Origin of the sequence: Fulvivirga imtechensis AK7, from assembly GCF_000331535.1 — a bacterium.
In the GTDB taxonomy this organism is placed as follows: domain Bacteria; phylum Bacteroidota; class Bacteroidia; order Cytophagales; family Cyclobacteriaceae; genus Fulvivirga; species Fulvivirga imtechensis.
In genome coordinates this window covers 205,125-228,914 of record NZ_AMZN01000055.1, presented here as the reverse complement: position 1 = coordinate 228,914, position 23,790 = coordinate 205,125, and the positions used below count along the sequence as shown (strand labels likewise).

The 23,790-nt window shown below is 40.8% G+C and carries 18 protein-coding genes and 1 tRNA gene; 11 read left to right on the top strand and 8 right to left on the bottom strand.

Annotation, left to right across the window (positions count from 1 at the left end):
- Positions 1-21: 21 nt before the first annotated feature.
- Together C900_RS17370 and C900_RS28615 are read right to left on the bottom strand one after the other, a co-directional pair.
- The gene (locus tag C900_RS17370) at positions 22-1,425 is read right to left on the bottom strand and encodes an aminopeptidase P family protein (RefSeq protein ID WP_009581416.1); all 1,404 of its coding nucleotides are present in this window, start codon (positions 1,423-1,425) and stop codon (positions 22-24) included.
- Positions 1,426-1,499: 74 nt separating this feature from the next.
- The gene (locus C900_RS28615) at positions 1,500-3,833 is read right to left on the bottom strand and encodes a cache domain-containing protein (protein ID WP_157494066.1); all 2,334 of its coding nucleotides are present in this window, start codon (positions 3,831-3,833) and stop codon (positions 1,500-1,502) included.
- Between the two features lie 160 nt (positions 3,834-3,993).
- Between C900_RS28615 and C900_RS17360 the strand changes: the two genes are divergently transcribed.
- From C900_RS17360 to C900_RS17335, 6 genes are all read left to right on the top strand, one after another.
- Complete coding sequence (locus C900_RS17360) at positions 3,994-4,548, top strand: acyl-CoA thioesterase (protein ID WP_040496983.1); 555 nt, start codon at positions 3,994-3,996, stop codon at positions 4,546-4,548.
- An 89-nt stretch (positions 4,549-4,637) separates the two neighbouring features.
- Positions 4,638-5,420: a lysophospholipid acyltransferase family protein gene (locus tag C900_RS17355; protein ID WP_157494065.1), complete on the top strand. Its 783-nt coding sequence runs from the start codon at positions 4,638-4,640 to the stop codon at positions 5,418-5,420.
- The gene (gene gatC / locus C900_RS17350) at positions 5,407-5,694 is read left to right on the top strand and encodes an Asp-tRNA(Asn)/Glu-tRNA(Gln) amidotransferase subunit GatC (protein WP_009581411.1); all 288 of its coding nucleotides are present in this window, start codon (positions 5,407-5,409) and stop codon (positions 5,692-5,694) included. The genes C900_RS17355 and gatC overlap by 14 nt, the downstream gene beginning before the upstream one ends.
- 6 nt (positions 5,695-5,700) lie before the next feature.
- Positions 5,701-8,721, top strand: a complete 3,021-nt coding sequence (locus C900_RS17345) for a tetratricopeptide repeat protein (protein ID WP_009581410.1) — start codon at positions 5,701-5,703, stop codon at positions 8,719-8,721.
- Positions 8,722-8,796: 75 nt separating this feature from the next.
- Positions 8,797-9,879, top strand: coding sequence for a glycine cleavage system aminomethyltransferase GcvT (gene gcvT, locus C900_RS17340; RefSeq protein WP_040497023.1), 1,083 nt, complete (start codon positions 8,797-8,799; stop codon positions 9,877-9,879).
- 70 nt (positions 9,880-9,949) lie between these two features.
- On the top strand, positions 9,950-10,672 hold the full coding sequence (locus C900_RS17335) for a 2-phosphosulfolactate phosphatase (protein WP_040496982.1): 723 nt from the start codon (positions 9,950-9,952) through the stop codon (positions 10,670-10,672).
- Between the two features lie 14 nt (positions 10,673-10,686).
- Here C900_RS17335 and C900_RS17330 read toward each other — a convergent pair whose 3' ends face one another.
- Positions 10,687-11,013: a nucleotide pyrophosphohydrolase gene (locus C900_RS17330; protein WP_009581407.1), complete on the bottom strand. Its 327-nt coding sequence runs from the start codon at positions 11,011-11,013 to the stop codon at positions 10,687-10,689.
- A 202-nt stretch (positions 11,014-11,215) separates the two neighbouring features.
- Between C900_RS17330 and C900_RS17325 the strand changes: the two genes are divergently transcribed.
- A complete protein-coding gene (locus C900_RS17325) occupies positions 11,216-11,677 on the top strand; it encodes a nuclear transport factor 2 family protein (RefSeq protein WP_040496981.1) in 462 nt (153 codons plus the stop codon).
- Positions 11,678-12,611: 934 nt separating this feature from the next.
- Here C900_RS17325 and C900_RS17315 read toward each other — a convergent pair.
- A tRNA-Arg gene (locus C900_RS17315) sits at positions 12,612-12,685 on the bottom strand.
- 170 nt (positions 12,686-12,855) lie between these two features.
- On the opposite strand from C900_RS17315, the gene C900_RS17310 reads away from it, so the two are divergent.
- Complete coding sequence (locus tag C900_RS17310) at positions 12,856-13,617, top strand: outer membrane beta-barrel protein (protein WP_009581405.1); 762 nt, start codon at positions 12,856-12,858, stop codon at positions 13,615-13,617.
- Positions 13,618-13,790: 173 nt separating this feature from the next.
- Here the strand turns inward: C900_RS17310 and C900_RS17305 are convergent, their stop codons facing one another.
- Genes C900_RS17305 through rpoN form a run of 3 tightly spaced genes read right to left on the bottom strand, consistent with a single transcriptional unit; the run spans position 13,791 to position 16,642 of the window.
- A complete protein-coding gene (locus C900_RS17305; RefSeq protein ID WP_009581404.1) occupies positions 13,791-14,570 on the bottom strand; it encodes an enoyl-CoA hydratase/isomerase family protein in 780 nt (259 codons plus the stop codon).
- Positions 14,571-14,588: 18 nt separating this feature from the next.
- A complete protein-coding gene (locus tag C900_RS17300; RefSeq protein ID WP_051052875.1) occupies positions 14,589-15,158 on the bottom strand; it encodes a hypothetical protein in 570 nt (189 codons plus the stop codon).
- A 50-nt stretch (positions 15,159-15,208) separates the two neighbouring features.
- Complete coding sequence (gene rpoN, locus C900_RS17295; RefSeq protein ID WP_009581402.1) at positions 15,209-16,642, bottom strand: RNA polymerase factor sigma-54; 1,434 nt, start codon at positions 16,640-16,642, stop codon at positions 15,209-15,211.
- 150 nt (positions 16,643-16,792) lie between these two features.
- On the opposite strand from rpoN, the gene asnS reads away from it, so the two are divergent.
- The 3 genes from asnS (at position 16,793) to C900_RS17280 (ending at position 22,669) form a co-directional block, all read left to right on the top strand.
- On the top strand, positions 16,793-18,235 hold the full coding sequence (gene asnS / locus C900_RS17290; RefSeq protein WP_009581401.1) for an asparagine--tRNA ligase: 1,443 nt from the start codon (positions 16,793-16,795) through the stop codon (positions 18,233-18,235).
- Positions 18,236-18,753: 518 nt separating this feature from the next.
- On the top strand, positions 18,754-19,239 hold the full coding sequence (locus C900_RS17285; RefSeq protein WP_009581398.1) for a glycine-rich domain-containing protein: 486 nt from the start codon (positions 18,754-18,756) through the stop codon (positions 19,237-19,239).
- Positions 19,240-19,363: 124 nt separating this feature from the next.
- On the top strand, positions 19,364-22,669 hold the full coding sequence (locus C900_RS17280; RefSeq protein ID WP_009581397.1) for a sensor histidine kinase: 3,306 nt from the start codon (positions 19,364-19,366) through the stop codon (positions 22,667-22,669).
- Positions 22,670-23,311: 642 nt separating this feature from the next.
- Here C900_RS17280 and C900_RS17275 read toward each other — a convergent pair.
- Positions 23,312-23,680, bottom strand: a complete 369-nt coding sequence (locus C900_RS17275; protein ID WP_009581395.1) for a T9SS type A sorting domain-containing protein — start codon at positions 23,678-23,680, stop codon at positions 23,312-23,314.
- Between the last annotated feature and the right edge of the window lie 110 nt (positions 23,681-23,790).

The following is a 23,790-nucleotide window of genomic DNA, read 5'->3' as shown; positions in this document are numbered from 1 at the left end:
AGCCTTGTTTATTTTAATTTATCACAAAGCTACAGGCTCCAGCGCCTTGGCTCGCACCTGCTCCACATCATTTGAAGACCTGGCGAGAGGTGTGCCTAAAAGTGTGCTGCCGGCATCTGTTACTACATAATCATCTTCAACACGTATTCCACCAAACTCCCGGTAGCTCTCCAGCTCCTTGTAGTTAATGAAATCAGCATATTTGTTTTCAGATTTATACATGTCAATCAATTCGGGTATAATATAAATACCAGGCTCTATTGTCACTACAAAGCCTTTTTCCAGCTTCTTACCCAGGCGCAAAGATTTTAGTCCGAATTCCTTGCTTTTCACTAAAGACTCGGTATACCCGATATATTGCTCTCCGAGATTTTCCATGTCATGTACATCGAGGCCCATCATGTGGCCCAGACCACACTGAAAAAACATGGTATGCGCCCCGGCCGACACTGCCTCATCGGCATCTCCTTTCATCAGCCCTACCTGAGTAAGCCCCTGAACAAGTTTCTTACACGCCAGCAGGTGAATATCCTTGAAAAGCGCTCCGGGTTTTAATGCATCCACAGCAGCAGAATGAGCATCTATTACAACATCGTAGAGCGCCCTTTGACGGCTATCAAATTTAGACCCAACGGGATAGGTCCTGGTCATATCACCCGCATACAGAGATGATGACTCGGTACCGCCATCAAAGAGCAGCATCTGCCCTTCTTTTAGTGTGTTTCCATAATAGTGATTATGAAGAATATTGCCATTCACCGTCATTATCGGCGGAAAGGAAAGGTGTACATTATTTTCAGCAGCCTTTTGCACGGCAATTCCCACCAGTTCATGCTCCTTCATGCCGGGTTTGGCTGCCTGCATAACGGCCAGGTGCATATCGCTGGTAATAGACACTGCTTTGTTGATCTCGTCTATTTCCGCGGCAGATTTCACAGACCTTTGCTGTGCAATGGCCCTTATTAAAGGCACGGAATAATCCGAATTGGCTGAAGCAATACCTTTGCCTGTCCACTGGCTTATCTTTACGGTATGTTCAGGTCTATATGGAGGCAAATAAGCTGTATCATTGGACACATGGTCACTGATTTTGGAAGTTGGCAATACCTGTGTAACCCCAACTTTTTCGGCTAGCGAGGCCAGGGAAGGCTGAGGTCCTGTCCAAACGATGTCATCAATACTTAGCTCGTTACCAAAAATAATTTCTCTATTATTATCAATATCAATCAGAGCGCTTATCCCGGGGAGGTTGAGTCCGAAATAATATAAAAAAGTACTATCCTGACGAAAAGGGTACCAGTTGTCTTTGAAGTTGATACTACTCTCATCATTTCCCAAAAGCAAAACGACACCTTTACCCAGTGTTTTTTTCAGGGTATTTCTCCGTTCCACATATGTTTGAGCGCTAAATAATTTGATTTCCATTATTGCTTAGAGATTTATAATTATTATTAAGTTACTTAATATTTTGCTTGATTTGGCAAAGCCACTGAGAAGAATTACAACGCTTCAAATTCCTCTTTACTTAAAACATGGCCGTATTGATCTACATTAGCGTCTCTGGTGATAACGCTGGCATACAGAACATCTCCACTGGAATCCCGGATAGGACTCATAAAATAGAACCTGTAGTTTTCAGCTTCGTTGAGTTGGCTTTTAATGGTAAATTGAAGGCTCTCTCCTGCAAGCACTTTTTTATAATGTTTTTCCCATAAAGTTCTGTGGTCGCCTAACCTTTCTAAAATATTATCCCCCACAGCCATCTGAAATTGCGTGCCATGATACCTTTTCTTAAGTACCTCGTTGAGCAGTACTATATTAAATTGCTGGTCGAATACAATTACTGAATCTCCCGCCTGGTTGAGCAGTACTTCCATAAGCATCTGATTTTTCTCAACAAGGCGCTGCGTTCTTCTCATTTCTTCCTGAGTGGCTTCCATTTCCTCCATATTCTGCCTCATCTCTTCTTCCTGGCTTCTCAGCTCCTCAGATTGTTGCTGTGACTGCTCAAGCAAAACCCTGGTGCGCTGGTTGGTCTTTAATGTAGATATTGTAGAGGCAAGGTTTTCAGCCACCTTTTCTACGAATTCAATTTTATAATCCTCCACTATTTCAAAAGAGGCAAATTCCATTACACCCAGCACTTCCTCTTCTAGCTTAATAGGTACCAGGAAGACATGTGTCGGAGGGGCTACTCCCAAACCCGAGGTTATGCGGATATAATTATCGGGAAGCTCAGTCAGCACCAATTTATCCTTCTCACGATAGCACTGCCCGACAAGTCCCTGATTAAGTTCTATGCGTTTTTCCAGGAACTTCCGTCTTTCATAAGCGTAAGCAGCTACCAACTCCAGGTATATGTCGTTCTCTTCATCATCGTTAATTATGAATAGCCCCGCCTGGTTTACCCCCAAATATTTGACCATCTCACTGATCACTTTTATGTAAAATGCCTCAAGCTCCTCCTCATTCAGCCTGAGTATTTCAGTAAATTTGGCTAAACCACGATTGACCCAGCTTCTCCTCTCTTCTTCCTCACGCGCCTCCTTCAGGCTATCCCGCATGGTGATCAGTGATTGTCCGAGGATATCCTGCTCACCAGCTACCTCGTGAACAAGATCCAGGTTACCTTCGCCTATTCCCTTGGCAAACTCCACCTTATTATTCAGGTTATCTATGAGGATATTGGCAGACACGCTGATCTCACCTACCTCATCTTCAGAAGGTTTGGATACCTTCTTATTGAGGTTAATATCACCATGTGCGATATCTTTTATTAATGCATTTACTCTTTTTAGCGGATCTGTTATCGACCCTGCTATTTTCCACAACACAAAACCTACAATACCCATACCCAACAATGCTATCAGCAGTGATTGTAGCAGACTTTTATTTACCTCCGAAAGGATCACGCTTTTTGGTACGGCAATACCAATAGCCCAAGGGTAATCAGAATTGCCAAGCTCTATTGGAGCCAGCGCCAGCAAGTGGCTTTCCCCATTATTAAGTTCAACGTCTACCAGGTAAGATTGGCCTTTTTTTACACGAAGATCAAGCGCAAACTCCTCAACAATATCGGGAGAGATCATCTCATCCATATTTTTACCAATCAGGGTCTTATTGGGGTGCGCTACAAAAGTACCATTATTAGAAAGAAGAAAGGTTTCTGAATTTTCAAATGGTTTGAAGTCTGATACATACTGAAAATACTCCAGGGAAATATCCACTCCACCGACACCCCCAAATTGACCATTAATAAGTACGGGGGCACATATCGAGGTGCCAAATACGTCATTCCGTTCATCACCGGCATCACTATATTGCGTATAGTAGTAAGGGTCGTTTACCTCTTCCTTTCTTGTTTGCTTCAATTGCAGATAGTTACTGCCCTTCAGGTCTCCTTCCAGGTTGGCAGAGTCAATAGCCGGGCTTCCAGTATGATAAAACGTATACCTTTTTCGGCCATAAGCCTTGTCCCAAGTAGGTTCAAAATGTTGTAATTCAACGCTCAACCAGGCGCTATGATATCGTTCTTCAGTTTGGATAATACCGGATAACATCCCTTTAATAAAATTCTCCCTTGCCACACCGGTGGAATCTTTATATGGGACGACAGAAGAAGCAATCGCTCTTGAAAGCCCTATATCTTCATTTAGCCTGGCTTTCACTTCGTTGGCAAGATTTTCAACATAGCTAAAGGCTAGCTTTTCATTATCCTCAATAGCCTGTGATCTTAATGTAACAACAATAAACCCGATACAAGCTAAAAATACCAGAATAACTACCGGCATAGTCATCATGAGTAGCTTATATTTTAATCCCCTTACTTTCACCAGATGTTAAGTCGTTTAATATTGAAAATTATGTAATATAGGCTTACTTGCCAAAACAGTCAAACCTATTTGTATCTTTTTCCCAAATATATATATGATCGGCTATTTACAAATAAATGACCCCCTCACATAATTTAAAAACTTCTTGCTATCTTTCGCCATGGAACATCCCGGACGCTCGGTAAACTACTCAAAAACCACCATTACAGAACTTATGATCCCATCATATGCCAATTTTGGTGGAAAAATACATGGAGGCATCTTGTTATCTCTAATTGATAAAGTAGCTTACGCCTGTGCTTCGAAACATGCCGGCAACTATTGTGTAACCGTATCGGTGGATGGTGTTGAGTTTCTTCAACCTGTGGAAGTAGGCGACCTGGTATCGCTGCATGCTTCTGTAAACTACGCAGGAAACACTTCAATGGTAGTAGGAATAAAGGTGATAGCGGAAAATGTAAAACTCGGAACAGTTAAGCATACCAACACCTCTTATGTAACCATGGTGGCGAAAGACGACAATAATAACCCTACTTCAGTGCCACCGCTGATACTGGAAAACAAAGAGGAAGTAAGACGATTTGTTGAGTCCCTGAAAAGAAGAGAACTGAAACTTTCTTTTAACGCAAAAATGGATGAAGCAAAATCAGGATTGGACCTTGATCATGCACTCGAAATATTAAGAGATCAGCGATGCATCGTCAAATTACATTGATTTTTATTGTGCTAATTAAACTATTTCACTTTAATTGAAGTTGGATAATCCGGAATTCTATAACAAGATAGTCCTTTAACTTCATGTTTTTGGCAAAAGAAATAGTGAAGAACCGCATCCCTAACTGGTTGAGCCTTAAAAAGTTCATGCAAGGTTTGCATGCCGCTTATGCAGTAGTAATTTTTGCTACTACTTTTATATTTTTTTTCCCTCTTCTCATGTTACCCGTAATATTTCCCAGGCATTTTCATTTGGTTGGTGTTCTCAACAGATGGTGGGCGCGCATCTTTTTAAGCGCGTCTTTCATACCATATGAAAATGACTACAGGGTGAAATTGGATACGAGCAGACAATACATTTTTTGTCCTAATCATTTTTCTTACCTTGATATTCCCTCGATGGGCCTTAATGAGGTCAACAGCATATTTGTAGGTAAAAGTGACATGGAAAAGATCCCACTTTTTGGCTTCATGTATAAGAAACTGCATATAACGGTCAACCGGGATAGCCTCAAAAGCCGGTATAGTACGTTCGTAAAGAGTTGCGAAGCCATTGACCAGGGAAAAAACCTGACAATATTTCCTGAAGGCGGCATAATAACGGTAAATCCTCCGGACATGGCACGGCTAAAAGATGGCGCTTTTCGTACAGCTATTGAAAAACAAATTGCCATCATTCCTGTAACTATTCCCTTTAATTGGATAATTTTACCGGATTCCAGTTTTTTGCCCAGAAGGCGTAAAATGAAAATTATCTACCACGAGCCTATTGAAACGAAAGGCTTAACAATAAGTGATATAGACTATCTGAAGAAAAAAACTTTCGAAGTCATTGATTCAGAACTAAAAAAACAACTAAATGAACATAGATAAGGATCTGTTATATAAAATAGCACACCTTGCTCGTTTGGAGTTTGATGAAAATACCTCTAAGGAAATGATGGAGGATATGACCAAGATCATCACGTGGGTAGAAAAACTGAATGAAATAGATACTGATGGCATAGAGCCTTTAACGACTATGTCTTACGAAGTAAACGCACTACGGGAAGATGAGGTAAAACCACACCTAAGTCATGAGCGGGCACTAAAAAATGCGCCCAAAAAAGATTCTGACTATTTCAGGGTGCCTAAAGTATTGGAATAATAAAACATGCAGTCTAAATTTTTCTGGAAAAACTGGCCATCACCATATAAGCAGCTATACCTGGTCCTTCTTTTCGTTATTACTTTATCTATACTTTGGTTTTGCTATAACTTTCTGGGAGGGGTAGAATCTGTCATTGGCTGGGACATATTGGGAAAAACCGATCGGGTTAATATCATTATTGACACTTTTTCCACAGGACCATTTAATTTGACCACCTCTGCAGACAATATTCTTTTTTTTCAACAGTTTAGCGGCAGTGCTCCTGACACCAACGTGTTATCCTATTACATCTTCCTCCTGGTTGCCGTATTGAGTATCAACATACTGGTGGCTGTGATATCGGCATTGCCCAGATTTTGGTATTTCACCGGTATGGCCATTTTCGCTTTTGTATTGGTAAACTACAAGCTCGAATTACTGCTACTGTTTGGTAGCGAACAAAAATGGGGGTTGATCATTGCCCTTCTTCTGTACTTGCCGGCATCATATTTTTTTAACGCTGTCAGGCAGGAAGTGCCATTTCTAAAAAGGCTATTGACATTTTTATCGATAACTGTCATAATGGCCTTATTGGTAGCCTTCTTTGCTGAAGTGGAGACACCATTCTTATACCTCGCCACTTACGGCATGAGCAATGCGTTGGTCATTAGCCTCATATTTATACTGATGATCGCACATGAGATCATTGCATCTTTCATATACCTGCTCACCAGCTCAGGTAGCACATCAGGTCGTAATACTTTGCTGCACTTTTACCTGATAACGGCAATTTACCTTACCAACCTGGTGCTGGCATATCTCTACGAAACTAACGTCATCAACTGGAATATTATTTATGTTAACTTATTCCTGTTACTATTAATATCAGCGCTGCTAGGACTTTGGGGCTTCAGGCAGCGAGAGGAGCAGTACAAATACCTCTTTAACTTCTTTCCCCTGGGAGCTATCGCCTATGTTACGCTGGCAATATGCTGCTTTACCACCATTGCACATTTCTTTGGAACTTTTAACGACCCCGGCATTGAAGTATTCCGTGACTTCATTATTTATGCACACCTGGGTTATGGAATAATATTCGTGGTATATATCACCAGCAACTTTCTCGATCCGCTAAAGAGAAGTATGCCTGTATACAAGGTACTTTACAAGCCCACAGCTATGCCTTATTTCACCTTCAGACTGGCCGGGCTTATTGCATTTACAGCCTTTTTGGTAAAATCCAACTGGGAGGTGCCCGTTAATCAAAGTATATCTGCCTACTATAATGGTATAGCGGATATGCACTATCACAACAAAGAATTGCGACTAGCGGAAACCTACTATCATGAGGCAGCGGTGTTCGGGTATAGAAACCATAAGTCTCATTACATGCTGGGCTTACTGGCCGCTCAGCGAAAAGATCCTGTTAAAGCCGCTGTTTACTACAAAACTGCTATTGCTAAAAACCCATCACCACAAGGTTATGTTAATCTGAGCAATTTATATTTAGAACAATCGAGATTTTTTGATGCACTATTTGTTCTTAACGAAGGCTTGGAAAATACACCCAAAAATGGCCATATCCTCAACAACCTGGGGCTGGCATATGCCAAAACAAACATCCTGGATACAGCAGCATATTATTTAAATGAAGCATTTGAAAACAAGGTCACACAATATACAGCTAGCAGCAACATCCTTGCTTTACTAGCCAAGCATGATCTACGGCTAAATGCGGATTCAATTATTAATGCCTTTGATGTCCGTGAAGATCCAATATCACTAAACAATAGTTTCGTATTAAAGAACAGAGCGCATGAATATTTGAACAAAGAGTTCACTCCCGAAGACTCGGTATTGAGTTTTCTGGATGCCTCGATCCTATACAATCAGGCATTCAACCATTTATTTGAAGGGGACTCCATAAATACAGGTAAAATCAGTCAATTTATTGATGTCAGCGCCAATTTAAATCATAAAGAGAGCCTTCAATTGGCATTATGCCTCAATCGGTACGATGATCAGGATGTTAACCGGGCCTTTCGGCAGCTCAACTGGCTGGCCAATACGAGTGTTGCGAACGGGGGAAAATATTTCAATCTTATCGGACTTTGGGCGCTTCAGCAAAAAGCCCCCGATGTAGCCGTGGAATACTTCACGTGGGCAGCGGATCGTAATTTCAAAGAGGCAAAGCTTCATTTAGCCATTACTTTAACTGAGAACAGAAGTCTTGAAATGGCACGAGCTGCATGGGAAGAATTACTCACAGTCGGAGACAGTAAAGTAAAGGCTATGGCTCATACTATCCTGAAGATATTAAATACACAACCAACAGACTATCCCGCTTTTAATGATAGCGACAAGTATTTATACCTGCGCTACTTCATCGATCACACAGATACGTTGAAGTTCAACAAGCTTGTATCGGAAATAAAAAGCAGCAACTACAAGGCACAAGCTATTTTCGATATGTCACAAAAACTCTGGAAAAATGATCAAACCGAACCAGCCATTGACTATTACACTCGCCTTTCCGGACTCGAGATTACTGATCAACAGTTGTTTGATGACATCCATTGGTATGAGTTAAAGATGTTGGCAGCCAGAGGCACGGTAAGAGGGCTATCTACAAAGATTAACCAGGGGATAGCGTTTGATGAGAATCGCATTATCGAAAAGCACTACTACACCGCCCTGATCAATGAAGCTAGTGGCGATACGGTGAATGCAAGGCAAAACTATAGTTTTATTGCATACAAGAATCCGTTTTTTGAAGAAGCTGTAATAGCAGCGGCTAATTTTCTAGGCATTAATGACCGATTTGAAGCATATAACATCCTGCTAAGCGCTATTGAGATCAACCCAAGGTCAATAAAGTTATTAAAAGCGTATATACTCCAGTGCGCTCGTGTACAACTCAATAGCTATGCCCGGCACAGCCTGGAGGAGCTTCAGGTGCTTGTATCCGATAATTCTTATAATCAATTTGTCAAAGAATACGAGGAATTGGTTAAAAAAGTAGAAGAAGCAGAACAAAATTTTTAGAACTTTACGGCCCGTTCGATCTGTACGGCAGAATTGTTACCTTTGAATCTCTAAATTTGGAATATTATGGATACTATGGAATTAAAGAAAATACAGCTTAACGATATACATGAAAATTTAGGCGCCAAAATGGTTCCTTTTGCGGGCTACAACATGCCTGTCAGATATTCATCTGATATTGAGGAGCACAACACTGTTAGAAATGGCGTGGGCATATTTGATGTTTCTCATATGGGGGAATTCATGGTACGCGGTCCAAAAGCCCTGGACCTGATACAAAGAGTGACCAGCAATGATGCCTCAAAGCTGGAGGATGGCAAAGCCCAATATTCATGTCTGCCAAATGAAAACGGCGGTATCGTAGATGATCTGCTCGTATACAAGTTAAAAGACAATGAGTATATGCTGGTGGTGAATGCTTCCAACATTGAAAAAGATTGGAACTGGATCCAGAAATACAACACTGAAGGCGCTGAGATGCAGAACATTTCAGATGAGATGTCACTGTTTGCAGTACAGGGGCCAAAAGCTACGGAGGTTTTGCAGAAGCTCACAAACACTGATCTGTCAGAGGTAAAATTCTATACGTTCGTGCATGGCGAATTTGCAGGAGTACCTGATGTAATTATGTCTGCAACAGGCTATACAGGTGCCGGAGGTTTTGAGATCTATGTAAAGAATGAAGATGCCGAAAAGGTATGGCACAAGATAATCGAAGCCGGCCAATCTGAGGGTATCAAACCTATTGGCCTGGGTGCTCGTGATACCTTAAGAATGGAAATGGGATACTGCCTGTATGGCAATGATATTGATGATGCTACATCTCCATTGGAAGCCGGTTTAGGATGGATCACAAAATTCACCAAAGACTTTACCAACTCAGAAAACCTGAAGAAACAAAAAGAAGAAGGTATAACCCGAAAGCTAGTAGGCTTTAAAATGGTGGATAAAGGTATTCCGAGACATGACTATGTTATTGAAAATGCAGAGGGAAATGAAATTGGAAAAGTTACTTCAGGCACCATGTCACCGGTACTCAATCATGGCATTGGCCTGGGGTATGTAAAAAAGGAATTTGCCACACCGGGAACCGAAATATATATTGCCGTAAGAAACAGAAAGCTAAAAGCAGAAGTTGCTAAGCTTCCTTTAATATAATATAAAACAAGGTGGTACTACTATGTTACCACCTTGTTTATCCCACAGTATTCCTTCTACCAAATTTCCTATGAAAACAATTGACGTTTGCCTTAGCCCCGACCTCATCCATCTTTTCGAGGTAAAAAATAAAATCGTTGTGGTCGTTGATATCTTAAGAGCGACATCGTGTATGGCAACCGGACTTGCCTATGGCGTAAAAGCCATTAGGCCCTTTGCCAGCCTTGATGAATGCCGGGCTATGAAATCAGAAGGTTATTTCATAGCCGGTGAACGTAATGGCGATAAAGTACCCGGATTTGACCTCGGTAATTCTCCCTTCGACTACATGGATCCGCTGTTAAAAGACAAAAGTATCGCTGTTACCACTACTAATGGTACAGTTGCCATTGAGAAGTCACAAGAAGCCTCACAGATTGTCATCGGATGTTTCCTGAATATTTCCGCAGTAGCTGAGTACCTGAAGGAGCAGGAAAACGATGCATTGATATTGTGTGCAGGATGGAAAGGTAAAGTGAATATGGAGGACTCTCTGTTTGCGGGAGCTCTTGTGGAAAAGCTTCAAAATGATTTCGCTAATGAATGCGATGCTCCTCTGCTAGTACAGGCCGCCTATCAGGATATGAGCCATAACCTGCTGGCGTTGGTGCAAAGCTCATCTCATGCCAAAAGGCTTCATAAACTGAATATTTACGAAGACATTGAGTACTGTCTGAAAATGGATCTGTACAATATCGTTCCGGTTTTAAAAGATGGTGAGATCGTACTTCTACAAGAAACTACGACCCCCTGATCCGAATCGCAGGCTTACCTGAGCTTGCGATTGTTTTGATGCCGGTCTTTGTCTCTCATCGATTTCTTTTCCAGATTTTTTTGAAAAGCTTCGGTAAGATCCACCCCGGTTTGATTAGCAAGGCATATAAGCACCCATAGCACATCTGCCAATTCGTCTCCCAGGTCCTTATTTTTATCGGATTCCTTTTCCGATTGTTCACCATATCTTCTCGCCATGATCCGCGCCACCTCTCCTACTTCCTCGGCTAGAATAGCCGTATTGGTCAGTTCGTTGAAATACCGGACACCCGTTGTAGTAATCCATTTGTCAACTACCTGTTGTGCTTCTTTTATAGTCATAAGCAATGTATAATTTTTACATAGTTAAAGCCTTGGTTGATAAGAATCAAATTCCATACTACCCGGTTACAGATATTTTTCTGAAAACAGAACTATATTATCTGAAACAGGACGTGACGATTTAAATTGTTAATGCTTTGTTAAAAATAGAACTGTTGCAAGTATACGTGCGTACATAAATCACAATCATCCAAATCCACTTATGAAAAACGCCTTAATTCTCGCCATTAGTCTGACCGCATTATCCTGTTCCTACGAAAAACAAAAAATCACTCCAATCACACAGCAGGATACGACTACATTAAAAAATCTAAAAGAAGTACTTTGGCCGAAGGCATATCACGATCATGATGCCACTTTACTTGCTGAAATTCTACATGATGAGTTTAAAATGATAGACCACGAGGGAGGATGGTCAGACAGAAATGGTGAGTTGGAATGGGTGGAGAATAGCACTTATAAACCCGACTCGTTTTACTATGAAATCAAACGACTCGATATTTTTGACAATGGTACGGCTATCATTTCCGGAACCGGCCACATCCTGAGCGATTCATCGGAAACCGTTTATCAATCCAGTAATGTACTTATTCGACAAAATGGATCATGGAAAGCCATTTCTTCACATGTTTCGGGGGTGAAGAAGCTAGTACTACAGCCATAATTAACGTGAGTTCGATATAGTAGAACCGATTAAATTGTATTCTTATAAAAAAGACCTAAAAAACCTCTTTTTAAGGTCCCCGAACTTGCCTCTGGAAGGCATGAAGAATCTAACTAAGTTCAAGGATACTACCAGCAACTTAGGAAGACCCTTCCTTTCGTACCAATGACAAGTTTTCATTACATGCTGATAGTGAGATGATAGCATCATCGGTATCAAACAGTGTGATTTACAAAGTATACGTGTGGCATTGAAATTCTTACGGCCTCCGCTAAAGGCTTGAAAAACTCTTTTAAGAAGTACAGTCATCTCGCCTGTCCCGAGCTTGCCCTCGGGGACCCCAAGGGAGAAATCCATGCACCTTTGAAGCAGTTACTTGTGCGTAGATACCTCCAGAGCGGGATGACACCTTTAACTTAATAACATTGCCGGAGCCCCTGGGAGAAAGGGCAATAACCGAAGTGATCCTTCTCCAAAACTATGAAACTCCGAAGAAATGGATTTCTGTGCTATTCCATAGCTGGGGTTAGTAGGGCTACTTCTTAAGAGGTGCTTTGCTGAAGGGTGCCGGAACGGGGTCCCATAGCCGTTAACTTAAGAGAATAACGAGCCCCCAGAGGGGGTAAATCTTTGTAGCCCGGGGTGAAGCCCCGGGTTTAAACGAGAAGTTGAGTGTGCCATAGGAAGGCCCAACCATGGAACACAGGCTTCCTTGGCACACATGGCAGGAATGAGTTCGAAGCATTTACCTTAGTAAGCATGGATGCGCCAAAATAGCCTTCTCATCTTCCCAAGCTTGAATGTGGCGCATAAAAAAATCTACTTGTGCGAGGTTTAGTACTAAACTTTTCGCGTTTTGAGCATCGAGATGCTCTAGCCGAATTCAGAATTAAATTTCAAACAAAAAAGCCCGACATTACTGCCAGGCTCTTTGTGACCTCGTCAGGATTCAAACCTGAAACCTCCTGAGCCGTAATCAGGTGCTCTATTCAGTTGAGCTACGAGGCCATTGCTTCAGATTAACTGTGAACTGAGAACAGTAAACAGTCAAACCGTTAACGCGGTGCAAATGTAAATAATTATTGTTCTCAAAAAAAGTGTTATTGATTCATACTTTTTTAAAAAACCTTATCTTTGCCTGCCTCACAATAAAAAAGAGGGATTTAGGTTAAGATATTATGAAGAAAATTTTCGTTTACATACTCACTTTTACTGTTAGCCTTTCTGCTTATGCCGGAAATGGAGATGAAAAAGAATCATCCGATCACAATGGTCCGATGAAGATCCGAAAAAGAGCTGCAAGGCCCGATATTCCCGGTACTTTTCTTATCGATATTGGCTGGAATTTACTTCAAAGTGAACCTTCAACCCTGGAGCTCAGCCTTATGGGATCCAGAACATTGAACATGTATTATTACTACGACATGCCTATCGGCAATTCCAACTTCGTGTTTATGCCAGGTATAGGTGTTGGGTTAAATCGTTTTAAATTTGACAATGATGTAACACTGGTACACGCTCAGGACACAGATGGTAATGATGTTGTTGCAGTAAGCGATCTGAGCACCGGACTTGCAGGCGCTGACATCAAAAAATCGATGCTAATAGCGAATTATATAGACATCCCCATCGAATTTCGCTTTTATGCTAATCCTGACGACAAGAAAAGAAGCTTTAATGTAAGTGTAGGAGGTAGAGCAGGCATCCGCTTCAGCTCTCACACCAAGTTAAAGTATGAGTTGGATGGCGAAAATGTAAAAACTAAAAACAAGCGTGATTTCGGTCTCAACAGATTCAGATATGGCTTAACCGGAAGAATAGGCATCGGAGGCTTTAACCTGTTCTACTACCACAGCCTTTCCGAAATGTTTGATGGTGGTCCATTCGGTACCGAAAACACTTCAAATATTACTGTGGGTTTATCTTTCACAGGATTCTAAACGTTATTTTGATATAAAAAAGGGGCTGCCTCAAAAATCAGTCGTCATTCCAAACTTGATTTGGAATCCCTTGGAAATGAGCAGAAACTAATCGGGGGATCCTGAATCAAGTTCGGGATGACGTCAGAAGGGGATTTTTGAGACAGCCCCTTTTTTTTGACATAATTACTTAACTATTTACCTCTGAACTGCGCCTTTCTTTTCTCCAAAAAGGCTGTTACACCTTCTTTGTAGTCTTCGGAGCTACCAGCAATTTCCTGACAAAATGCTTCATATTCCAGCATTTCATCCAGCGTAGAATTTCCGGATTTATTCAGCATCTTCTTCATCATCCCAATGGCCTTGGTAGGCGCTTGTGAATAATAATCGGTATAAGTTTTCACCGCTTCATCCAGTTGATCAGCAGGCACTACCTTATTGATCAACCCGATATCATATGCTTCCTGACCTTTGATCCTGGAGCCCATAGTGCTCAATTCAAAAGCCTTAGCGCTACCCACCAAACGAGGAAGAAAGTATGAAGACCCGGAATCCAGAACCAGACCAATGTTAACAAACACCTCCGTAAGCATGGCTTCCTCTGCAGCTACAATTATATCACAAGCTAAAGCAATGGAGCAACCCGCTCCGGCGGCCACTCCGTTCAACCTGCAAATTATCGGTTTAGGCAGGTTGCGCATAGCACGAATGATAGGGTTATATCTTTTATGCAATGAGTCTATAAAAGAGCGTTTCTCCTGAGTGGAAGAAGCCTTAAGGTCCTGACCGGAACAAAAAGCCTTACCCTCACCGGTAAGCACCACAACTCTCACAGTATCATCTTTGCCCACCTGCTTCAAAGCATCCTGGAGTTCAAAGGTGATGCCATCGTTCAAAGCATTGTAAACCTCCGGACGGTTAAGCGTAACCGTAGCTACTCCATTATTATTTTCATATTTTAAAAATTCGTACATCCTTATCCAAAGTGTATTTTATGTTAGAAAATATACTGCCCCGAAATTAATAATAAATCCCAACAATGACCCAAAGTGAACTTCTTTAGGATCATGTGTATGGAGATAAAGGCGCGCAGAGCTAACGATGCCATGCAATATAAATGCGGCAACTAAAGGCAAAATTAGCCGGCTGTCGATATATCTTATATGAAATGCCAGCAGGAAGCCGATCAGCCCCGCTGTACCCACCGAATGAGCGCTTACCTTAAAGAACTTAGTAATGATCGTTACCAGCAAAACAGAAAGTGTTATGGATCCGAATATCACCATAAACACCTGTCCTAATTCAAACCTGATGGCAAAAATATAGGTAGCAAACGCATAATAAATAGTGATAAACAAGAAAGGCATCAATCTTTCACGCTTGTCGACCAACCTCAAACTACTGATGGTGTTGGTAAGTCGCAGCATTCCTACACTCAGCAAAGGGAGCACATATGTAAGCAGAAAAACCATGAGCAGTACAGGCAAAATGGCATTCTCGTTAACCGGCTGAATAGCCGTTGGCAGGAAAAAATACAAGGTTGCGATTAACAGCGTTGCCATCAACAATGGATGGAACACGATGGAAATTATATTAGCCAGATGTTTTAACACTATAACTCTTTTCTTAATCTGGCCACGGGAATATTCAACTGCTCACGGTATTTGGCAACTGTCCTTCTGGCTATGTTGTATCCTTTTGCTTTAAGTAATTTCTCTAACTTGTCATCGCTGAGAGGCCTTTTCTTTTCCTCATCATCTATAATCTTCTTCAACTCGCTCTTGACCTCCCTGCTGCTTACATCCTCACCTGAATCAGTAGCAATACCCTCCGAGAAGAAATATTTCAATGGGAAAATGCCGAAATCTGTCTGCACAGACTTACTATTAGCCACCCTGGATACCGTTGATATATCCATATTAATAATATTGGCGATATCCTTTAATATCATAGGCCTCAACTTGCTTTCGTCTCCTTCCAGAAAGTATTCGTATTGAAAGTCAACAATAGCCCGCATGGTGTTTAGAAGTGTGTGCTGGCGTTGTTTGATCGCATCGATAAACCATTTGGCTGCGTCCAGCTTTTGCTTCACAAAGGATACTGTTTCCTTAAGCTTCTTATCCGATTTATCACTTTTATCATAAGCATGAAGCATTTCGGAGTACGATCTGCTCACCCTCAGTTCGGGAGCATTCCTTGAATTCAGCGCTATTTCCAACTCCCCATTATTATTGGTCAGGATAAAATCCGGTATCAGGTATTGTGTCCTTACCAGCCCCGAAGAACTGCCCCCGGGCTTAGGGTTTAACTTCCTTATTAGCTCTATGGCATCCTTGATATAATCCTCATCTTCAAGGTCGAGCTTTTTCATGATCTTACCGTAGTGCTTCTTTGTAAATTCATCAAAGCACTCGCTGATGATCTGTTTAGCCACTATTACATCCACATTCTGTTCGTCTGATCTTCTTTCGAGCTGCAAGAGCAGGCATTCCTGTAAGTCGCGGGCTGCAATGCCCGGAGGATCAAATTCCTGTATCCTTCTAAGGATCTCCTCCACTTCATCTACATCTGTGTCGATGTTCTGAGAGAAGGCCAGATCATTAATAATAGCCTCCAACTCTCTGCGGATATAACCGTCACTTTCTATGCTTCCTATAAGTTGCTTCCCAATGGTATATTGTCTCTCATCGAGACGCAGGAAACCGAGCTGATCCATCAAGCGCTCGTTTAATGTTGTATGCATAGCAATAGGCATCTCCTTATCCTCATTGTCCCCGTCCCCATGCATTTTATACCCACTGAAGTCGTCATCCCTCAGATAATCCTCAACATCCAGTTCATTATCATCAGAAGACTCCTGTTCTTCGTATTCTTCAGGCGCGTCATCCTGCTCCTCCTTTCCCTCTTCCAAAGCCGGGTTATCTTCCAGCTCTTCCTCTACACGAGCTTCAAGCTCGGCAGTAGGTATCTGCAACAGCTTGATAAACTGTATCTGCTGTGGAGATAATTTCTGTTGTAAACTTTGGGTTAATCCAAGCTTCTGCATCCTCTGATTTTTCTTAAATCTTGCTTCAAATAAATTTACGCCAAAGTTATTATATTTCCATGATTCTTTGAATAAAAGCGTAAATTATCGTTTTTTTGCCGTTCTGTTTTACTATTCAGTAAGCATTAACAAATCAATCTGATTTTAGTTGTGAAAGACTTGAAAAGAACAAAGATTAAAGAGCTTTTGGAAGCTCCGATCATCGGCAAAAGAGTGAACGTAAAAGGGTGGGTGCGAACCTTTAGAAACAATCAGTTTATCGCTCTTAATGATGGGTCTACTATTAATAATATGCAATGTGTTGTAGACTTTGAAAATACCGATGAAAAAACCCTGAAAAGGATTACAACAGGGGCGTGTCTTTCACTGACCGGAGACCTTGCCGAATCAAAAGGCAAGGGACAGAGTGTGGAAGTCATTGTCGAGCATATCGAAATACTTGGTGATGCTGATCCTGAAAAGTATCCCCTCCAACCCAAAAAGCATTCATTGGAATTTCTCCGTGAAATTGCCCACCTGAGGGTAAGAACCAATACATTTGGAGCCATTTACAGGGTAAGGCATGCCATGATTTTTGCCGTGCATCAGTTTTTTACCGAAAGAGGCTTCTTCAATGTTCACACCCCCATTATCACAGGGTCAGATGCTGAGGGAGCCGGAGAAATGTTCAGGGTAACTACGCTGGACCCGCTAAATGCTCCTAAGGATGATGAGGGCAATGTAAATTACAAGGAGGATTTCTTTGGCAAGGAAACCAACCTGACGGTTTCAGGACAGTTGGAAGTAGAGACAGCCTGTATGGCACTGTCGGAAGTCTATACTTTTGGCCCGACATTCAGAGCAGAAAACTCCAATACATCACGCCACCTGGCTGAGTTCTGGATGATAGAGCCTGAGATGGCTTTCTACGATATTAATGACAATATGGACCTCGCTGAAGAGTTTTTAAAATACCTGGTGAACTACGCGCTTGACAATTGTGCAGAGGATCTGGCATTTCTCAATCAGCGTGCCCTGGATGATGAGAAGAACAAGCCTCAGCAGGAGCGAAATGAAATGAGCCTTCTCGACCGACTCAAGTTCATTGTTGAAAATGATTTTGAGCGCATTACTTACACTGAGGCCATTGACATATTAAGGAATTCAAAGCCCAATAAGAAGAAAAAATTCCAGTACCTCATTGAAGGCTGGGGTTCTGACCTGCAGTCAGAACATGAGAGATTTCTGGTTGAGAAGCATTTCCAGAAGCCGGTGATCTTATACAACTATCCAAAAGATATTAAGGCGTTTTACATGCGGCTCAATGAAGATGGCAAAACTGTAGCTGCAATGGATGTGCTTTTCCCTGGCATTGGAGAAATAATCGGAGGATCGCAGAGAGAGGAAAGATATGACAACCTAAGGCAGAGAATTGAAGAAATGAATATCCCGGAGAAAGACCTGTGGTGGTATCTTGAGCTAAGGAAGTTTGGCTCTGCTCCGCACAGTGGCTTTGGCCTCGGTTTTGAACGTATGATACAGTTCATCACCGGGATGACTAACATAAGGGATGTAATTCCTTTTCCACGTACTCCGGACAATGCCGAATTCTAAATGATAGATAACCGGTCCATGACCTTTCCCTGGTCATGGACTATTAAAAACCAACTAACCACTCCCCCAACCACTATATTTTTCTTCATTACCCACGTAAGCTCTGTGTAATAATCTCCACGGTTGTTCAATTTTTTACAGTTCTAAAGGACGCTTTTTTACATCATTTTTATGTAAAATTTAATTTATAATAGAAAATCAAATTTTATAAAAAAATTACGTGTGTAAGTTTTGAAAGAAAAAAATCTCAACTACCTTTGCAGCCGCAATCAAAATTCCAAAACTAAAACCTTAAAACTATGAACTATCAGTTGGCTAAAAACTCGTCTGTTAACCTCAAAAAAGAGGATCTTATTCAAAAGCTTGTTCAAAAGAATAAAAAAAATGGCCCCTATCCTTGTGAGGGAGGCGGTGGAATATGCGGTGTTCCTGTTTTCTAGAAAACAAAAAGTGAAGGTACCATTCCTTCACTTTTTATCATTTTTTATTTTCAATTCTGTTCTTTTAAGTAAATCCTCATGACGCAAGATTTGATTGAAGCCTTAGAATGCGAGAATGAAACAGCCATAGTTGAAGGCTTTATGGAGCGATATAATGTTTCATATGAAGAAGCAGTTGACATATTCACAGAAACAAAAAAATGGCTGTGGCTGGCATCTAAAACTTCTGAAGAAGATACTCCTTTATTTATAGATAAACCTCTATTGATTATTGATGAAATGTGGCACACCTTTATTTTGCACACTAAACAATATTACAAGTTTTGTTTGCAAAACTTCAGACGTTTTGTCCATCATCAACCTACACCTCCTAGAGAAAAGATCAAAGCAGAAAAAGAACTGTTAAAAAACCCTACAAAAGCTCTACAAAGACAAGAAGAAAGACTTTCTCGTCAATACAGCTTTATATATGACCATTTAGGACCAGAGACGTTGCTTAAATGGTATGAAATTATGGCAGAAAAATACACACCCGAGTATATTAAATCAATAAAAAAGTATTGAGTAATTTATAAACTTTTCGATCTAAATACACTCATTATTTTTTTATTTCCGTTCAAAGGTTATTTTAGAGCTTTTACAAGAAATTCGATAAATCTTAAAAAGTCAATTAGTAACTCTTGAAAGGATGTTTATTAGGCTCATTGCAGCTCTTTTACTATTTCATCTGCCTGTTGTTGTATTCTCGCAATACCTAGCAAACCACTTTATTAAAAATTATAATAGAAAGGATTATCAAGCTTCTATTGCAAATTTTGGCATCACAAAGGATTCTAATGGGATCATCTATGTGGCTAATTATAACGGAGTGTTGCTATTTAACGGCCAAAATTGGAATGTGGTAAACCTTCCCAGCAGTTCCACGGCCTACTCAATAGCCAGTGACACCAATGATAGGGTATTTGTGAATTTGAAAGACGATTTCGGATATCTAACTGCAGACAAAAAAGGAAATCTAGAGTTCATTTCCTTAGCTAAGGAGGTTCCCGGAAACATCAAAGTTTCCGGTATTAGTAAGATTATCTCCACTGAAGCTGGGGTTTATTTTTTTTCGAAAGAAGTTATTTTTCTGTTGGATAACAATGGAACAATTACATCCATTGAAGCAGGTATGAATTCGTTTGGTTATACCCTACACGAACTAAATGGTAAAGCTACATGCATCCAAGAAAACGTTGGACTTATATCTTTCATATCTGACACCCCAGATGTCTTATTTCAGCACGAAATTATTCCCAACACTTCTCCTATTACATACATTTCGCACTTGTCACATGACACACTTGTACTTGGCACAGCGTCTAACGGATTGTACAAGATGGCTAATGGTCAATCACTAAAGGTTAGTACAGATATATCTCAATATTTGTCATCTAATACATTGTACACTGGAGCAATAATAGAACAAGGTGACTCATCAATTTTCGCATTTGGAACCTTCAAAAATGGAGTAATTATATCAGATAATCATCTTAAAGGATTTTCTATTGTCAACAAAAACACCGGATTACAGAGCAATATGATCAGAGGTTTGACAATGGATAAAAATTCCGGCTTGTGGACAGCTATGCAAGAAGGCATTTCGCGCATTGAAATTAATTCTCCTTGGAAACATTGGAATGAAGAAGACGGAGTAAAAGGGACACCGTGGGATATAATTCGATTTAATAACACGCTGTATGTCGGCACCACCACTGGATTATATTTTATGCAGGACAATCTATTCCTGCCAGTCGTCAACCTCAGTAGTAAGATCTGGTCTTTAGGCACCATAAATAAAAAAGGGGTAAAGACATTACTAGCTGGATCAGAAAGTGGTTTATATGAGATAGTTAACAATACCGCTGAGAAAATTTTACATATTCCAGGAATCACAAAAATTTACACGCCACCTCAATCTCCTGAAAAGATTATTGTAGCAAGCAATAATGGTATAAGTGAAGTTTTTTTTCATGATGGCTATTATGAAAAAAATCTTATAAATGTACCAAGACATACTTTTAGCAGCATCTATAAAGATAAAAAAGGGGATATATGGGTTAGCTCAAAGGCTAAAGGAATATATCATATCTATAAACAAGGTGATCAACAAGCTTTTCAACTTTATGATAAAAAAAATGGATTACCTGATGTTAATGACATAATGATCTGCAGCAATGCCGGTAAACCTTTATTTTTTACTAACCATGGTGTTTATAGCATACTTAGGTCCAACAATGAGAAATCTTTAATTTTTGCTAGCGATACAACTCTCTTTCCTGATGGAACCAATATCAACACCATCGCTCAGAATAAAAATGGAAATTACATTGCTTCAGTTGTTACCGGAGGTACAGTACAAACTATTGGAAGAATATTTAAAAACAGGTCCGGTGAATATAAACACGAAATCACTCCATACAAAAGACTTCCTGAAATGGAAATCATTGCCATTTACCCTGAAGACAACGGTATTACATGGATTGCAGGCTCCGAAGGCCTCTTCAGATACGATGAAAATGTAAAAAAAGATTATACTCTTCCTTTCAATACTGTTGTCAGCAAAGTAAATCTTGCTGACTCAACCATTTTCCATGGATTCTATCCAAAGGAAATTGAAGGCTCCGATATACCTGGCATCAGCATAGAGCAGCCTAAGTCCTACATCCCCACCCTCACTTTCGACAACAACAATATTACCTTCGAATACTCCGCTACCTTTTACGAGGTACCGGAAAAGAATCAGTTCAGCTACTATTTGGCCAACAACGACAAAGGCTGGTCAAACTGGAGCTATGAAACGAAAAAGGAATATACCAACCTGGCTCCGGGCAAATATACTTTTCATGTAAAATCAAAGAATATCTACGATACCGAAGGGAAAACCGCAACTTACCAGTTTGTAATACTAGCTCCCTGGTACCGCACCTCCTGGGCCTACGCGGGATTTTCTCTGCTGGGAGGCGGGTTAATCTGGCTTATCACCATGGCGTACTCTCTGAGAGTAAGGATACAGCGAAAAAAACTACGGCTGATTGTGGCAGACCGTACTTACGAAGTGATGTCGCAAAAGAAAGAGATCGAGAATCAAAATGCGCTTCTTAAAACTAAAAATGAAGAAATCAGCAAGCAAAAGGACGACATTGAATTTAAAAACAGGCAGTTACAGGATTCACAGGAAGAGATCCTGAATATGAATCAAAAGCTAACTGAACTGAATACATATCTGGAGAAAAAAGTCGAAAAAAGAACTTCTAAGATCAAAGCCACGCTAAAAGAGCTTCAGAAGATCAATTTGGAGCTGGATACATTTGTTTATAGGGCTTCACATGACCTGAAAGGCCCCATCAGCCGGATCAATGGCATTACATCTTTAGCAAAATTAGAATCACCGGATACCATCAATCTTAAATACTTTAATTTGATCGAAGAGACTGCAAAAGATATGGGCGTATTGCTGTCTAAGCTTGCTCAGGTACACGAGATCATCAATACACGGGTGGATAAGGAAGAAATAGATATACCTTCTCTGCTCAGCGAAGTCAGGGAAGAAGTCAAATTTCTTGACAAGGGCAGAAATACCAAGTATGCTTTTGATTTGCAAGCTATCATGCTGAACTCAGACCGTTACTTGTTGGGCATTATTATTAAAAACCTGGTGGAAAATGCACTGGTCTTCAGAAAAAATCCGGAGAAAGAGCCTCATCACATACAAATATCTACCTCTTCCTCAAAGGGAACATTTTGTTTAAAAATAAGAGATAATGGAATCGGCATCCAATCAGAACATACCAGTAAAGTTTTTCAAATGTTTTTCCGTGGATCGGATAAATCCAAGGGAAGCGGCTTGGGATTATACCTGGTAAAAATGTGTCTCGACAAGCTGGGGGCGGCCATTGCTTTGGAAAGCAAAGAGAATGAATTCACAGAGTTTACCATAGAAATTCCGACTTGACCAACACCAAAGGAAAGCTTTCCCTTTTCGTCATTCTGAGGCAATCAAACCTGCAGCTTGTTAATAATAAATGAAATAAGGGTAAGTAAATGATTAACCGCAGAGCAAACTGAGGAGAAACAGAGATCACAGAGAAGTCGCTCCGTGTCCGTACCAGTCATCTTTATCTCGGCCTTCCTTGAAAATTGATTTAGAGACAGGAGGATGGATGTCCACGGGCAGCGTGGCCCGTTTGAGGCACGTGCGGAAGCGGCTTTAGGCGTTGGAAATAGCGTTTAGTGGGGAAAACGGGCTTTGCCCTGACGATTCTGTCAGTACCTTGCCTGTGGCGCCTTTTTCTTTTGTTTCGTCCCGATTGGAACATCGGGATGAAAACCAGAGTTGAAACCTCAAAAAGTGGCAAAAATGGCGACTTTTGAGGTTTGCAGAAACCAAACCAGTAGCCAAATCCATGGTTGTAGCGTTCAATAATCAGTTTATAGACCAAAAACAATTATCAAGGGAGCCCTATCTCTGTCTTTTAATAACGATAACGTGTGGATAGCTCAGACACAAAGGATCTGAGTACTGACATGCCAAACTAACTAAAAACAAAAAGCCCCCAGAACAAAGTCCCGGAGGCTCTTCAATAACCCATTAAAATTACCTTTTCAAAAATTTGTAGGTTTCTTTGAAGTAACCTTTCTCATCACGAATAGCCAACAGGTAGTATCCCGGAGCAAGGTCTTTTACTTTTATTTTATATTCATTTTCCCCCACCTTCTCCACATTGGTTTCTACAATATTGCCAATGATATTATGAACGGTGAAGCTGGCTTCCGACAACCTGGAGTTATCAATTCTGACATTCAGATGCTCCACAGTGGGGTTGGGGAATAATTTAACATCGTTTACACGGGCTTCCAGTGATTCATTGCTGAAACGATTCACCTCCCCGGATTGGGCAAACAGGGAGTTACTTCCCAAAACTGTAATCACTGTTAATAATATTGATAGTAGATATATTTTCATGCGCAATCGGTGTCAATTTTATAATTAACCTTGAACAAAAACCGATCCACAATTTGCCGTCATTCACAATTTTTTTGAGCTCCTCGCGTTGCAGACCTCCTAATGAATAC

Excerpts from the sequence above, each read along its gene's own strand:
- C900_RS17370 (WP_009581416.1), bottom strand. The coding sequence starts at position 1,425 with ATGGAAATCAAATTATTTAGCGCTCAAACATATGTGGAACGGAGAAAT.
- C900_RS17360 (WP_040496983.1), top strand. The coding sequence starts at position 3,994 with ATGGAACATCCCGGACGCTCGGTAAACTACTCAAAAACCACCATTACA.
- gatC (WP_009581411.1), top strand. The coding sequence starts at position 5,407 with ATGAACATAGATAAGGATCTGTTATATAAAATAGCACACCTTGCTCGT.
- C900_RS17345 (WP_009581410.1), top strand. The coding sequence starts at position 5,701 with ATGCAGTCTAAATTTTTCTGGAAAAACTGGCCATCACCATATAAGCAG.
- gcvT (WP_040497023.1), top strand. The coding sequence starts at position 8,797 with ATGGAATTAAAGAAAATACAGCTTAACGATATACATGAAAATTTAGGC.
- C900_RS17335 (WP_040496982.1), top strand. The coding sequence starts at position 9,950 with ATGAAAACAATTGACGTTTGCCTTAGCCCCGACCTCATCCATCTTTTC.
- C900_RS17330 (WP_009581407.1), bottom strand. The coding sequence starts at position 11,013 with ATGACTATAAAAGAAGCACAACAGGTAGTTGACAAATGGATTACTACA.
- C900_RS17325 (WP_040496981.1), top strand. The coding sequence starts at position 11,216 with ATGAAAAACGCCTTAATTCTCGCCATTAGTCTGACCGCATTATCCTGT.
- C900_RS17310 (WP_009581405.1), top strand. The coding sequence starts at position 12,856 with ATGAAGAAAATTTTCGTTTACATACTCACTTTTACTGTTAGCCTTTCT.
- C900_RS17305 (WP_009581404.1), bottom strand. The coding sequence starts at position 14,570 with ATGTACGAATTTTTAAAATATGAAAATAATAATGGAGTAGCTACGGTT.
- C900_RS17300 (WP_051052875.1), bottom strand. The coding sequence starts at position 15,158 with ATGGCAACGCTGTTAATCGCAACCTTGTATTTTTTCCTGCCAACGGCT.
- rpoN (WP_009581402.1), bottom strand. The coding sequence starts at position 16,642 with ATGCAGAAGCTTGGATTAACCCAAAGTTTACAACAGAAATTATCTCCA.
- C900_RS17285 (WP_009581398.1), top strand. The coding sequence starts at position 18,754 with ATGACGCAAGATTTGATTGAAGCCTTAGAATGCGAGAATGAAACAGCC.
- C900_RS17280 (WP_009581397.1), top strand. The coding sequence starts at position 19,364 with ATGTTTATTAGGCTCATTGCAGCTCTTTTACTATTTCATCTGCCTGTT.
- C900_RS17275 (WP_009581395.1), bottom strand. The coding sequence starts at position 23,680 with ATGAAAATATATCTACTATCAATATTATTAACAGTGATTACAGTTTTG.